This is a genomic window from Nonomuraea sp. NPDC049421 (genome assembly GCF_040677005.1).
Classification (GTDB): Bacteria; Actinomycetota; Actinomycetes; order Streptosporangiales; family Streptosporangiaceae; genus Nonomuraea; species Nonomuraea salmonea.
This window is the reverse complement of sequence record NZ_JBFAQA010000002.1, coordinates 1-13,713: the sequence shown is the minus strand read 5'-3', so window position 1 is coordinate 13,713 and position 13,713 is coordinate 1. Positions and strand designations below refer to the sequence as shown.

Below are 13,713 nucleotides of genomic sequence, written 5' to 3'. Positions count from 1 at the left end.
CGGTGGACAACCCCCGCAAGAGCAAGACCCTCACCCTGATGACCGGGCTGTTCACGCTGTACTGCCTGCTGCCGCTGGTGTGGCTGGTCATCAACGCGACGAAGTCGCAGGAGGACTTCGTCTCGACGTTCGGCCTCGCGCCCGGCCGCGAGTTCGCGCTGTGGGACAACGTCGTGCAGGTCTTCACCTACCAGGACGGCATCTTCTCCCGGTGGCTGCTCAACACCGTCCTGTACGTCGTCGTCGGCGCGACGGTCTCGACGTTCCTCGCCGCGCTCGGCGGGTACGCGCTGGCCAAGCTGCACTTCACCGGCAAGCGGGTGTTCCTCCTCGTCATCCTGGGGTCGATCTCGGTGCCCGGCATCGCGCTGGCGATCCCGCAGTTCCTGCTCTTCGCCGAGCTGGGCCTGACCGACACCCCGTGGGCGATCCTCATCCCGTCCTTCATCAACCCGTTCGGGCTGTACCTGATGTGGGTGTTCACGGCCGAGGCCGTGCCGACCGGGCTGCTGGAGGCAGCGAAGATCGACGGCGCCGGCGAGTTCAGGACGTTCCTGCAGATCGCGCTGCCGCTGCTGGCCCCGGCGGGCGTGACCGTGCTGCTGTTCTCGTTCGTGTCGATCTGGAACAACTATTTCCTGCCGCTGATCATGCTGAAGAACCCCGACTGGTATCCGCTGACCGTCGGCATCAACCAGTGGAACAAGCTCGGCTCGTCGGCCGGCAACGGCGCCCTGGTGCAGAACCTGGTGATCACGTCCTCGCTGCTCACCATCATCCCGCTGATCATCGCCTTCCTCTGCCTGCAGCGGTACTGGCAGTCGGGCCTGACCATGGGCGCCGTCAAGGGCTGACGCCCCCTCAAGAAAGAGAGACCATGACGAGATCCCTGCTGCGCATCGACGGGGAGCCGCGCGAGGAGAGCGCGTTCCCGCACGTCTGGAGCGCCTGCGTCGGGGCCGGGCGGGCCAACGAGGCCCTGCGCGCGGACTGGCAGCGGCAGTTCGCCGAGGTGGCGGACACCCTCAACATGAAGTACGTCCGCTTCCACGGCCTCTTCCACGACGACATGTTCGTCTACCGCGAGAGCTACGGCGGCGGCTTCGGCCCGAACAGCCCGCTGCCCTCCCCGGTGCACACCTTCTCCTACGTGGACAAGGTCTTCGACTTCCTGCTGGAGCAGGGCGTGCGCCCGTTCGTCGAGCTGGGGTTCATGCCGCGCGAGCTGGCCACCCAGACGGAGACGCTGTTCTGGTGGGGCGCGCACTGCAGCCCGCCCAAGGACATGCGGCGCTGGAGCGACCTCGTCACCGCGACCGTCGAGCACTGGATCGGCCGGTACGGCCTGGAGGAGGTGCGGCAGTGGCGCTTCGAGGTGTGGAACGAGCCGAACCTCGTCCCCCATTTCTGGACCGGCACGAAGACCGAGTACTTCGAGCTGTACGAGGCGAGCGTGCGGGCCATCAAGGCGATCGACGCCGAGCTGAAGGTGGGCGGCCCGTCCACCAGCGTCTTCGTGCCCGACGACCGCTACAGGGGCGAGGTCGAGGACCGCTCGGCGATGCTGGAGACGGCCGCCGCGACCGACGTGGACGCGCTCGACTGGCGGCCGGTGTGGATCGAGGACTTCCTGTCCTGGTGCGCGGAGCGGAACCTGCCGGTGGACTTCGTCTCGACCCACCTCTACCCCACCGACTACGCCTACGGCGCCGACGGCCAGGCGGTGCAGATCACCCGGTACGCCGACGCCACGTACGACGACCTGACCCTGCTGCGCGCGTTGCTGCGCGAGAGCGCCTACCCGGACGCGGAGATCCACATCACCGAGTGGTCCACGTCGCCGTCGTCGCGCGACTTCATCCACGACACGGTGTTCGCGGCGACCTCCATCACCCGCTCCTACCTGCAGTGCGCGTCCCTGGCCGACTCCATCTCCTACTGGACGTTCACCGACGTGTTCGAGGAGGGCGGGGCCGGCATCGGACCGTTCCACGGCGGGTTCGGGCTGGTCAACGAGGACGGCATGCACAAGCCGACGTTCCACGCGTTCACCATGCTGGAACGGCTGGGCGACCGGCTGCTGCTCGCCACGTCCGACGGAGTGGTGACCCGCGACAGCCGCACGTCGGCCGTGTCGGCGCTGTTCTTCAACTATCCCGACGGCATGGGGCTGAAGGGGCTGAGCGCGCGCGGCTCCTACGAGGCTACCCGCGAGCTGGCGGACGTCGGGCCGGGCCGCAGGATCCGCCACACGATCGAAGGGCTGGAGCCGGGCACCACGTTCCTCGTCGAGGTGTTGGACTGGGAGCACGGCAACGTCGCCGAGGCGTGGCACGCCCTCGGCGGGCCGCTCAACCTGTCGCCGGCGCAGCGCGACCACCTGCGCAGGGTGGCCGACGCGCTGCAGTCGTCCACACTGACCGTGCCCGGCGACGGCGTGCTGGAGCTCGACGTCGAGCTGGCGCCCTGGGCGGTGCTGTCGCTGCGGCAGTCGGCTTAACGTTGCAGGCGCACCGGGGCGGTGGGGGCCTTGCGCCTGACCAGCCAGGCCTCGGTGATGTGGGTGAACATCGCCGCGCTGGCGCCCTCGGGGTCGTGCGCGGCGATGCGCTCGTAGATGCGGCGGTGGCCCTGGTTGGACGCCACGCACAGCGCGCGCTGGGGCTCGCCGAGGTAGCGGGCGGTGTTGACGACCTGGCTCTCCAGCGAGCGCACGACGCCGCGGGCGATGCGGTTGCCGGACGTCTGCATGATCACGTCGTGGAAGGCGCGGTCGTGGTCGGCGTAGGTGACGTGGTCGCCCACCAGCTCGTCCATGCGATCGACCAGGGCGAGCAGGCGCCCGATGGTCTCGTCGTCGGCCAGCCGGGCGGCGAGGTAGGCCATGTCGGACTCGAGCAGGCGGCGCGTGACCACGAGGTCGTCGAGGATGGCCAGGCTCTCGTCCATGTCGATGGTGGCCGCGAGCACCAGTTCGTCGAGCATGTCCCACATCGTGGGCGGGGTGACGGTGGTGCCCGCGCCCTGCCTGACCTGGACGAGGCCCTTCTCCTGGAGGATCTTCACGGCCTCGCGGACGACCGTGCGGCTCACCGAGAACGTCTCGCACAGCACGGGCTCGGGGGGCAGCGGGGTGCCGGGCGGGTGGACGCCGCGCACGATGCGCTCCACCAGCTCCGCGGTCACCGCCTTGGCCAGGCTGGCGGGGCGTCGGACCCAGTTGGGCGGCCCAGTGGGCGGCACCGAGACGCTGCCGGGCGATTCCTGCGATGCCGTCATGTCCCCCTCCACGCTGCGCTGCCGCCAGGGCGGCGCCCCGCCAGTATAGGGCACCCCCATTGACGTCATACGTCATACGAGTTACGTTTTCGGGCACTGCGGCCGGGACGTCGGCCGCGCTCTGGGAGTGAAGCCATGAAGCAGCGAAGCCTTTGGGCTGCCGTGCTCGTCACCGGGCTGGCCCTGACCGGCTGCGGCAGCGCCGCACCGACCCAGCCCTCGTCGAAGGGCGCACCCAGCAAGATCGTGGTCTGGGACTGGAAGTCCGGCGAGCCGGGCGTGGCGTCCTACCTCGAAAAGGCGAAGGCCGACTTCGCCGCGCGACATCCCGGCGTCACCGTCGAGTTCGTGGCCCAGCCGTTCGACCAGTACTACACGCTGCTGGGCGCGGCGGCGCAGTCGGGCAAGGGCCCCGACGTCATGCTGTTCAACGGCGGCGGCCAGCTGCGCGACCGGGTGGACCTGCTGGTGCCGCTCGACGAGTACGTGGCCGCCGACCGGCAGCGGCTGGCCGGCTGGGACGCCTTCAGCAAGGACGGCAAGGTCTACGCCGCCCCGGTGACCCTGCAGGGCCACCCCATCTACTACAACAAGACGATCTACCAGAAGGCCGGGGTGGAACCGGCGAAGACCTGGGACGACTTCGTCACCGGCTGCGCCGCGATCAAGAAGGCCGCCGGCGCCGACTGCCTGGCGCTCGGCAACAAGGAGGGCTTCGGCATCCAGTTCTTCATGTCGGGGCTCGGGCCGGGCATCCTGACGCCGAAGGAGTACGACGACTGGATCGCCGGCAGGCGCGACTGGACGTCCCCGCACGTCAAGGAGATCTTCCGGCTCTGGAAGAAGGCCGGCGACGACGGCCTGAACAACGACGGCGCCAACTCCACCGCCCTGTTCAACGACGCCTTCGCGCTCTTCGACACCGGCAAGGCCGCCCACGTCATCGGGCTGATGTCGGACGTCGGCCACTGGAAGGACTTCGGCGAGTTCCTCGGCCCGGACAACGTCGGCGTCATGGCCGCTCCCGTGGTCACCGAGGGGGCCGAGCCCGTCCTGCCGTACGACGGCGGCATCGGCTACGGGGTCGCCAGGACGGCCAAGGACCCGGCGCTCGCCGCCGACCTCGTACGGTCGCTGACCTCGACCGCCGCGCTGACCGCCTTCTCCACCGGCGCCGGCGCGATCACCTCCGACACCACCATCGACGCCTCCGGCGGCGCGCCCGCCGTGGCCGCGATCGTGCCGCAGATCAAGAGCGGCAAGCCCGCGCTGCACGTCGCGCTGTCCAGCAAGGTCCTCGACCTGATGGGCCGGCTGTCGCAGCAGCTGCTGAGCGGATCGGCCGAGGTGGACGACGTCGTACGGCAGCTGGCCGCCGCGGACGAGGCGAGCTGATCGTGCCGATCGGAAACACGCTCGGCCTGCCCCGGGGGGCGCGGGCCGAGCGGCTCGCGCCCTTCGTCCTGGTGGCGCCGGCCGTGCTCATCATCGTGGCGCTGCGGCTGTGGCCGCTGGTGCTGGGCGTCAACTTCTCCTTCACCGGCGACGGCGAGCGCAACGGCACCCCCGTCGGCCTCGACAACTACGCCGAACTGCTGGCCGACCCGCTGTTCCGGACCGCGCTGGGCAACGTCGGGCTGCTCGTGCTGCTGCTGCCCGTCGCGGTGGCGATCCCCGGGCTGCTGGCCACCTTCATCTACCTTCGGGTGCCGGGACACCGGTTCTTCCGCAGCGTCTACTTCTTCCCCGCCGTGCTCTCCCCGGTAATCGTCGGCGCGATCTTCAACCTGATGCTCGGCTACGACGGCCCGCTGAACACCGCACTCACGCTGATCGGGCTCGGGCCGATCGACTGGCTCGGCGACCCCGGCCTGGCGAAGTTCACGGTCATCGGCGTGCACGTCTGGGCGACGTTCGGGATGGCGCTGGTGGTCTTCCTCGCCGGGTTCTCCACGCTGGACGCCGCGCTCCTGGACGCCGCCAAGATCGACGGCGCGTCGCTGCCCCGGATCATCTGGCACGTCATCATCCCGGGCCTGTCGCGCACCATCCAGTTCGTCGTCGTCACCACCATGATCGGAATGCTGACGTCCATGTTCGGCCTGCTGTACATCATGACCAGCGGCGGCCCGGAGGGCTCGACGTACCTGCCGGAGTTCTACGTGTGGATGCAGCAGGGGCAGATGAACCGCCCCGCGCTCGCCTCGGCGGCGTCCACGGTGCTGTTCCTCATCATGCTCGTGGTCGGCATCGCGCAGGTGGCGCTGCTGCGCCGCGCGGGGAGTGAGGACTGATGCGCGGCCGGCGTCTCGGCCGGTGGGTGGCCGCCGTCCCCATGGCGCTGCTCGCCCTCGCGACCGTCTATCCCCTGGTGTTCACCGCGAACGTCGCCATGAAGACCCGGCGGGAGTACATCCTCGACCGCTTCTCCCCCGCGAGCGGCCTGCACCTGGAGAACCTCACCGCTGCGTGGAGCAGCGTCGGCATGGCCCGCTACTTCGCCAACTCGCTGCTCGTGGTGACCGTCTCGGTGGTCCTGCTGCTGCTCATCGGGTCGATGGCCGGGTTCGCGCTCAGCCAGCTGCGCTTCCGCGGCTCGACGGCGTTGTTCCTCGGCTGCCTGGCGGCGCTGTTCATCCCGTTCCAGGTGATCATGGTGCCGCTGGCGCGGGTGATGGCCGACACCGGGCTCATCGACACCTATCCGGGGCTGATCCTCGCGTACGTCGCGCAGTTCCTGCCCTTCACGATCTTCCTGATGACCAGCCACTACCGGACGATCCCGGCGGACATCGTGCACGCGGCGCGCATCGACGGCAACTCCACCTACGGCGTCTACCGGCGGATCATGATCCCGCTCGGCGCTCCCGCGCTGCTGTCCGTCGGCATCCTGGACGCGCTGTTCTGCTGGAACGACGTGCTCATCGCGCTGCTGATGATGCCGTCGCCCGAGCACCGCACGCTCATGGTCGGCGTCACCTCGCTGCGCGGGCAGTACTCCGACAACATCCCGCAGTTCGCCTCGGGCGTGCTCATCGCCGCGATCCCCGTGCTGCTCATCTATCTCTTCCTCCAGCGCCAGATCGCCGACGGGGTCACCGCCGGCTCCACGAAGGGCTGACATTGCGAATCTCGGGGTATCGGACGTTGACGACGGTGCAGGCGTGGGCCCGTCCCGTCGGTGACGCCAACGGCGTGCACGCCGACGGGAACGTTCCCGTGCCGATCGTCCTGGTGGACACCGATGAAGGGATCACCGGCGTGGGCCTCGGCGCGCACGCCCACCTCGACGCCGTCTTCCCGGCGATCGAGGGCGAGGACCCGCGCGCCGTCACCGCGCTCTACGACCGCATGGTGCGGCGGACGTTCAAGGCCGGGCACGCGGGGGCGGTGTTCGGGGCGATCGGCGCGCTCGACACGGCGCTGTGGGACATCAAGGCGCAGGCGGCCGGCGAACCGCTGTGGCGGCTGCTGGGCGGGCGCGACCGGCGGATTCCCGCGTACGCGTCGGGCCTGGACATCGCGCTGACCGACGCGGAGCTGATCGCCGTGCACCAGGAGTACGCCGCGCGCGGGCTGCGAGCGGCCAAGCTCAAGGGCGGGCTCGACATCGACCGCGACCGGCGGCGCCTGGAGCTCGTCCGCGAGGTGCTGACCGAGGCCGGGCAAGGAGCGCGGCCGGCCCTGATGCTCGACGTCAACGAGTCCTGGACCCGCAAGCAGGCGGTCAGGCACATCGGCGAGCTGGAACGCGCGCTCGACCTGGTGTGGATCGAGGAGCCGGTGCGGCGGTGGGACGCCGAAGGGCTGGCCGCCGTCGGACGCGGGATCCGCGCCTCGGTCGCCACGGGCGAGAACCTCACCGGGCTCGAACAGTACCGCCCGCTGCTGGCCGCGGGCGCGGTGGACGTCGTGCAGGCGGCCGCCGTCTGGGGGGTCACGCACTTCCTGCGGGTCTCCGCGCTCGCGCACGCCCACGACCTGCCGGTCAGCCCGATCGGCACCACGCCCGTCGGGCTGCTGCACGCGGCGGCCTCCGTACCGAATCACCTGGTCAGCGAGCTGCAGGACCTGCAACCGCCGCTGGGGGTCTGCGTCGATCTGACCGTCGAGGACGGCGCCTTCGTGCTCGGGGACGCCCCCGGCCTCGGCATCACCGTCGACGAGGGCGCGATCGCCACGCCCGCGCCGCGCTCGGACGGCACCCCCGACGTACGGCCGGAGCGGGCCGGGCTGCGGCTGCACTGACCCACCTCTGATCATCAGAAATCACGAAAGAAAGGGAAATTTCGTGCGCCCATCGTTCAGGACATCTGTCGTGGCGGCCGCTGCCTTAATGACCGTCAGCGGGCTCCTCGCGAGCCCGGCCGAGGCCGCGTCCGCGCGGACCATCGTGGTCGCCCCCACCGGTGCGAAGAACGCCGACGACCAGGGTCCGGGCAGCGCCGGCCGGCCGCTGGCCACCCTTGAGGAGGCGCAGCGCAGGGCCCGCGCGGCGGCGGCCCAGGGCCGGCACGACGTCACCGTCGAGCTGCTCGGCGGCACCTACCGGCTGAGCGAGCCGCTGCGGTTCGGCGCCGCGGACTCCGGCAGGAACGGGCACGTGGTGACGTGGAAGGCCAGGCGCGGAGCGAAGCCCGTGCTGAGCGGCGCCCGCCCCGTCACCGGCTGGACGCCCGGCGAAGACGGCGTCTACCAGGCGCGGGTCGGCGCCGGCGCCGACAGCCGGCAGCTCTACGTGGACGGCGCCCTGGCCCAGCGGGCCCGCATCGACGTGCCGCGCGACGCCATCACGCTCACCGCGACCGGCTTCACCCTCGACGACCCCGGCCTGGCCCACCTCACCGACCTGCCCGACCAGCAGCGCATCGAGCTGCAGGCCAAGCTGTCGTTCACCAACCGGTTCGCGCCGGTACAGAGCATCTCCGGCACCACGGTCACCATGCAGCAGCCGGCCTGGGACAACAACACCTACGGCTACGACACCATCCAGTCGCCGCTGCGCACGCCCACCTTCTCCCTGCTGAACTCCCGGGCGTTCCTCGACGAGCCGGGCGAGTGGTACCTGGACCGGAGCGCCGGGACGCTTCACTACAAGCCGCTCGCCGGGCAGGACCTGTCCCGCACGCGGGTCGAGCTGCCCCGGCTGGAGCGGCTGCTGGAGATCGGCGGCACGTACGACGAGCCGGCCCGCAACCTGCGCTTCGAGGGGCTGACCTTCACCGGCACCACGTGGCTGCAGCCCGGCACCTCCGAGGGGTACGCCAACCAGCAGACCGGCGTGTTCATCGCCGGCGTCCAGGAGCACCGGCCGGACGACGCGTTCACCTCGTGCGACTTCGGCTGCAAGGGCTTCGAGGGCTCGCGCAACAACTGGTCGCAGACGCCCGCGGCGGTGCAGGTGTCGGCCGCCGAGAACATCGCCTTCACCGGTGACACGTTCGTCAACCTCGGCTCCGTCGGGCTCGGCATCGGCAACGACGCCAACGCCCACGCCACCGGGGTCGGGCTGGGCGCGCACGGCGTGACCGTCAGGGACAGCACGTTCACCGCGAGCGCCGGCGGCGGCATCGTCGTCGGCGGCGTACGGCCCGACGCGCACCACCCGTCCGACCCGCGCATGGTCAACAAGGACATCAGGATCAGCGGCAACCGCGTCCACTCCACCGCCCGCGAGTACCTCGACCAGGACGGCATCTTCGCCAGCTACGTCACGCGGCTGACCATCGAGCACAACGAGGTCGCCGACCTGCCGTACACCGGGATCGGGATCGGCTTCGGCTGGGGCGCCAACGACCCCGGCGGCAGCCCCGAGTACATCAACCGCGGCCTGTACGACTTCCAGCCGATCTACGACACGCCGACCACGTCCACCGAGGTCCGCGTCGTGGGGAACCACGTGCGCGACGTCGTGCACACGATGTTCGACGCCGGCTGCATCTACACGCTGTCGGCGATGCCGCGCAGCCACATCGAGCAGAACTACTGCGAGAAGAGCGGGCAGCTCGGCGTGTACTTCGACGAGGGCTCCCGGTACATGTCCGCCAGTGAGAACGTGTTCGTCGGCACCGCCGCCCAGTGGGCGCACGCCAACAACCAGAACGGCAACCACACCGGCGACATCACGCTGACCGGCAACTACGCCACGAACCCCGCCATCACGGGACTGGTGGACGGCGAACGCGGCAACACCGTCCGCGACAACACCACCGTCACCGCCGACGACCTCCCGGCAGAGGCCAAGAAGATCATCGACCGGGCGGGCCCGCCCGGCAGAACCCGCTGACCCCCCGGCCGGCCTCACTACGAAGCGAGGCCGGCCACCCCGGTACACGACGAAGAACCGACCCTGACCGGCAGCGCCGAGACAGGCCGCTTAGCCAGACGGGCCGGTGGGCCTCTGGGCCGGTGGGCCGGTGGGCCGGTGGGCCGGTGGGCCGGTGGGCCGGTGGGCCTCTGGGCCGGTGGGCCGCTGGGCCGATCAGCACTCACCGGGCGTGCCGCGGCGGGCCGGCGCTCATCGGCTGCGCGCCGCGGCGACCGTCGCCGGCACGACGGCCAACGCCAGGATCCCGCCGCAGATGGCGAGGATGGGGTAGCCCGCGACGGCGACGACGAGGCCCGAGGCCATGCCGCCGGTGGCGCCGGCGACGGAGACGACGACGTCGGCCGAGCCCTGGGTCCTGGCACGGACGGCCGGCGGGACGGCGTCGGTGATGATCGCGGTCCCGGAGATCAGGCCGAAGTTCCACCCCAGTCCCAGCAGGACGAGGGCGACCGCGAACGCGGTGGCGGAGCCGGCGGGGGCGGTGGCGGCGACGACTCCGGCGGCCAGGAGGACAGGCCCGGAGGCGGCGGCGACCACGAGGCGGCCGTAGCGGTCGACGAGCCAGCCGGTCAGCGGCGAGGGCAGGTACATAGCACCGATGTGAATGGCGATGACGAGCCCGGCGGCGGCGGTGCCATGTCCGTGATCGCGCATGTGAACGGGCGTCATCGTCATGATCGCGACCATGACCAGCTGAGTGAAGGCCATGATCCCCGCACCCACCAGCACACCGGAACGTCGCCCTCCCACCACCGGCCCCAACCGTTCGCGCACATCGCCCTCACCCAACGCGACGACACCTTGAACCACCGGCCGCGACCGTTCATCCACATCGCCCTCACCCAACGCGACAGCACCTTGAACCACCGGCCGCGACCGTTCATCCACTTCGCCTTTGCCTGACCCGGCAGCAGCCTTGGCCGCTGCGGGCGGCCGTTCATCGGCCTCGTCCCCGTCCCCAGTGCTGTCGCCTTCGGGTTCAAGAGCGCGGGCCAGCAGCAGCGGGTCGGGGCGGAGCCAGACGGCGAGGACGGCGGCGGCCAGCGCGTACGCGACTGCGGCGAGGAGGAACGGTCCTGCCAGTGCGGGAATGCCCAGAGACCGGGCGAGATCGCCGGCGGGAGCAGCGAGGTTGGGACCGGCGACTCCTCCCAGGGTCGTGGCGACCAGCACGGTGGACACGGCGCGGGCCCGCCCGCCGGGGACGGCCAGGTCGGCGCCGGCGTAACGGGCCAGCAGATTGGTGGCCGTGCCGGCGCCGTAGCCGAACAGCGCGAGGAGCAGCAGGAACGGGCTGCCGACGACGGCGGCGACGACGACGCCCCCGCTGCCGGCGGCACCGGCCAGGTAACCGGCGGCCAGGCCGGGCCGGCGCCCGCGGGCCTGGGACAGGCGCCCGACGGCGACGGCCGCGACCGCGGAACCGGCGGTGCCCACGGCGCTGGGCAGCCCGGCGAGGCCGGTGGAGCTGAACACGTCCTGCGCCAGCAGGGCTCCGACGGTCACACCGGCCGCGAGCCCCACACCGCTGAGGATCTGCGCGGCCACCAGGACGATCAGGGAACGGCGCTGTACCCGGATGAGGGAGACATCCCCGCTCCGCACAGGCGCGTTGGTTGTCACGAAGGCTCTTTTCAGGAAAAGACACGACCCGGAAGCCACCGGCCTACGGTTCCGGCGAGCCAGACACCCACCCCGCCGGCCCAAGACCAGCCGATCGGCCGGGGCTGGCGACGGTTCCAGCGAGCGGAAAGTCAGCCCCACCAGCCCAGGACCGGACGATCGGCCGAGCCCGACGAGTCCGGCGAGTCCAGGAGCCAACCCCACCAGCCCGGAACCAGACGATCAGCCGAGCCCGACGAGTCCGACGAGTCCGACGAGTCCGGGGGCCAACCCCACCAGCCCAGGACCAGACGATCAGCCGAGTCCGGCGAGTCCGGCGAGTCCGGCGAGTCCGGCGAGTCCGGCGAGTCCGGGACTCAGCCTCGCTGGCCCAGGTCCAGGCGGTCGGTCAGGCCGGCGGTGGTGAAGGCGGCGAGCAGGGCATCGCGGCCCTCGGTGAAGTGGGCCCAGCCCTCGTAGTGGACGGGGACCACGCGGCGGGCGTGCAGGATCTCGGCCGCCGTGACGACCTCCCCGCTGCTGAGGACGATCTGCTCGCCGCCGAAGAGGATGTCGAATCGGGGCGCACCGGCGAAGAGGACGGCGGTGTCCACCGGGCGGTAGCGCTCGGCTACCTGCCTGACCGCGTCCAGCGAGGCGTTGTCACCACTCACGTAGACCGTGGGCAGCCCCTCGCCGGTCAGGACGAACCCCGTGACCTCGCCGAGGATCGCTTCGACCTGCTCGCGGGGGCCGGGCCCGTGCACGGCGGGCACGCCGGTGACGGTGACGATGCCGCCGCCGGAACGTTCCACCTCGATCGACTCCCACTCGCCGAGCCCTTTGGCTCCGCCTCCCAGGCGCCGGGCGCCCCCGGGCGTGGTGAGCGTGAGCGGGACGTCGGCGAGCAGCGCCCGGCCTGCGGTGTCCAGGTTGTCCGGGTGCTCGTCATGGGAGAGCAGGACCACGTCGATCGGGCCGAGGTCGGCCGGCGCGGCGGCGGAGTGGGCCGTCTTGGTCAGCCGGCCACCCGGTACGTCGTAGTCACCGGGCGCGTCGAAGGTCGGGTCGGTCAGAAAGCGCAGGCCGCCGTAGTCGAAGAGGGCGGTGGGGCCGCCGATGACGCGAACGGGGAACGGCTCGGGGGCCGGGTCGCGGACCGGGTCGCGGGTCGGGTCCTGGGCCAGGTCGCGGGTCGGGGCGGGGGTCGGGGCGGGGGCCGGGTCGCGGGTCGGGGCGGGGGTCGGGGCGGTCATGGCGAATACCTCACGGATAGGAAGCGGTTCATCCGTGATGAACGTAGAGCAGTCTCACGGATGAGCGCAAGCCGTACCATGAGAGGTATGAGCGAGACCCCGACCGCCGAGCCCGTCCTGCCGCCCGCGCCAGGGGCGGCCGACTACGTCGCCCTCGACTTCGTCAACAGCGCGATCGCGCTGCCGGGCGGGCAGTTCATCGACCTCCTCGGCACGCCGGCGTCGACGAACCAGTGGCTCGCCGAACGCGGCCTCGCTCCACCCGACGCCGGAGTGCAGGAGATGTGCGCCACGCAGCTGCGCTCGCTGCGCGAGCACGTCAGGGCGCTGTTCGCCGCCCGGGCCGCCGGGCTGCCCGCGTTGCCCGCGGCTCTGTCCGCCGTCAACGACGCGCTGACCAGGGCGCCGACGGCCGCCCTGCTGTACTGGGACGAGAAGACCGGCCCCTATCGTGCGGCGCGGTGCCCCGTCAACGAGGTCCTCGACCACGCGCTCGCGGCCCTCGCCGCCGACACCGCCGACCTGCTCACGGGGCCGGACGCCGAACGCCTCACCGGCTGTGGTTCCACCCCCTGCAACCGCTACCTGCTGCGCCACGGCCGCCGCCACTGGTGTTCCACCCGGTGCGGAGACCGCGCCCGGGCCGCCCGCGCCTACGCCCGCCGCACCCGCTGACGCCCCTCATGCCGGCGAAGGCGCTACGGGAGCGCGGCCCGGCCTCGCGTTGCCGCGGGACTCGAGGCCGGAACGCCCGCGCCGGAAGTCGTCCTCTGCTTCCGGCGCGGGCGGGTCTGCGACCCATCCGGCGCGCGCGGGTCTGTTACTACAACCCCCAGGCGCGGGGCCGGGTGGTGGCGGTCAGGTGTGGGTCCAGCGCTGGTTGGCGCCACCGTGGCAGGTGTAGAGCTGCAGGCGGGTGCCGTTCGCGGTGCCCTGGCCGACGGCGTCGAGGCAGAGGTTCGACTGGACGCCGGTGATGCTGCCGTCGGAGTTGAGGCGCCACTTCTGGTTGTCGCCGCCCCAGCACGAGTAGATCTGGATGCGGGCGCCGTTGCCGGAGCCGGCCGCGTCCAGGCACTTGTTGCCGTAGACGCGCAGCTCACCGGATGAGGTCTGGCTCCACTGCTGGTTGGTGCCGGTGTTGCAGTCCCAGAGCTGGACGGCGGTGCCGTCGCTGGTCGAGGCGTTCGGCACGTCCACGCAGCGGCCAGAGCCGGCGCCCCTGATCTGCCCCTCACCCTCCGGGTC

12 protein-coding genes are annotated in these 13,713 nt (G+C 71.3%); 8 read left to right on the top strand and 4 right to left on the bottom strand.

Annotation, left to right across the window (positions count from 1 at the left end; all coding sequences use genetic code 11):
* The first annotated feature begins 2 nt into the window (after positions 1 to 2).
* Positions 3 to 854 carry a carbohydrate ABC transporter permease gene (locus AB0K18_RS03600; protein ID WP_364909260.1) on the top strand — a complete coding sequence of 284 codons (852 nt, stop codon included), beginning with the start codon at positions 3 to 5 and terminating at the stop codon, positions 852 to 854.
* A gap of 23 nt (positions 855 to 877) precedes the next feature.
* Positions 878 to 2,500 carry a beta-xylosidase gene (locus AB0K18_RS03595; RefSeq protein WP_364909257.1) on the top strand — a complete coding sequence of 541 codons (1,623 nt, stop codon included), beginning with the start codon at positions 878 to 880 and terminating at the stop codon, positions 2,498 to 2,500.
* On the opposite strand, the gene AB0K18_RS03590 is transcribed toward AB0K18_RS03595, so the two are convergent.
* Positions 2,497 to 3,279 carry a FadR/GntR family transcriptional regulator gene (locus tag AB0K18_RS03590; protein WP_364909254.1) on the bottom strand — a complete coding sequence of 261 codons (783 nt, stop codon included), beginning with the start codon at positions 3,277 to 3,279 and terminating at the stop codon, positions 2,497 to 2,499. The two genes, AB0K18_RS03595 and AB0K18_RS03590, sit on opposite strands and share 4 nt — an antisense overlap.
* A gap of 135 nt (positions 3,280 to 3,414) precedes the next feature.
* Here AB0K18_RS03590 and AB0K18_RS03585 point away from each other — a divergent pair, with 135 nt between their 5' ends.
* The 5 genes from AB0K18_RS03585 (at position 3,415) to AB0K18_RS03565 (ending at position 9,565) form a co-directional block, all read left to right on the top strand.
* Complete coding sequence (locus tag AB0K18_RS03585) at positions 3,415 to 4,674, top strand: extracellular solute-binding protein (protein WP_364909251.1); 1,260 nt, start codon at positions 3,415 to 3,417, stop codon at positions 4,672 to 4,674.
* A 2-nt stretch (positions 4,675 to 4,676) separates the two neighbouring features.
* A complete protein-coding gene (locus AB0K18_RS03580; RefSeq protein WP_364909248.1) occupies positions 4,677 to 5,573 on the top strand; it encodes a sugar ABC transporter permease in 897 nt (298 codons plus the stop codon).
* Positions 5,573 to 6,400: a carbohydrate ABC transporter permease gene (locus tag AB0K18_RS03575; RefSeq protein ID WP_355424471.1), complete on the top strand. Its 828-nt coding sequence runs from the start codon at positions 5,573 to 5,575 to the stop codon at positions 6,398 to 6,400. The genes AB0K18_RS03580 and AB0K18_RS03575 overlap by 1 nt, the downstream gene beginning before the upstream one ends.
* 35 nt (positions 6,401 to 6,435) lie before the next feature.
* Positions 6,436 to 7,527: a mandelate racemase/muconate lactonizing enzyme family protein gene (locus AB0K18_RS03570; protein ID WP_364910481.1), complete on the top strand. Its 1,092-nt coding sequence runs from the start codon at positions 6,436 to 6,438 to the stop codon at positions 7,525 to 7,527.
* Positions 7,528 to 7,615: 88 nt separating this feature from the next.
* Positions 7,616 to 9,565, top strand: a complete 1,950-nt coding sequence (locus AB0K18_RS03565) for a right-handed parallel beta-helix repeat-containing protein (protein ID WP_364909244.1) — start codon at positions 7,616 to 7,618, stop codon at positions 9,563 to 9,565.
* 231 nt (positions 9,566 to 9,796) lie between these two features.
* On the opposite strand, the gene AB0K18_RS03560 is transcribed toward AB0K18_RS03565, so the two are convergent.
* Positions 9,797 to 11,230 carry an MFS transporter gene (locus AB0K18_RS03560; RefSeq protein WP_364909241.1) on the bottom strand — a complete coding sequence of 478 codons (1,434 nt, stop codon included), beginning with the start codon at positions 11,228 to 11,230 and terminating at the stop codon, positions 9,797 to 9,799.
* A gap of 356 nt (positions 11,231 to 11,586) precedes the next feature.
* The gene (locus AB0K18_RS03555; RefSeq protein ID WP_364909238.1) at positions 11,587 to 12,465 is read right to left on the bottom strand and encodes an MBL fold metallo-hydrolase; all 879 of its coding nucleotides are present in this window, start codon (positions 12,463 to 12,465) and stop codon (positions 11,587 to 11,589) included.
* 87 nt (positions 12,466 to 12,552) lie between these two features.
* Here AB0K18_RS03555 and AB0K18_RS03550 point away from each other — a divergent pair, with 87 nt between their 5' ends.
* Complete coding sequence (locus tag AB0K18_RS03550; RefSeq protein WP_364909234.1) at positions 12,553 to 13,140, top strand: ABATE domain-containing protein; 588 nt, start codon at positions 12,553 to 12,555, stop codon at positions 13,138 to 13,140.
* Positions 13,141 to 13,323: 183 nt separating this feature from the next.
* Here the strand turns inward: AB0K18_RS03550 and AB0K18_RS03545 are convergent.
* Positions 13,324 to 13,713 (bottom strand): RICIN domain-containing protein (locus tag AB0K18_RS03545; protein WP_364909231.1); only part of this gene is annotated, 390 nt, incomplete at its 5' end.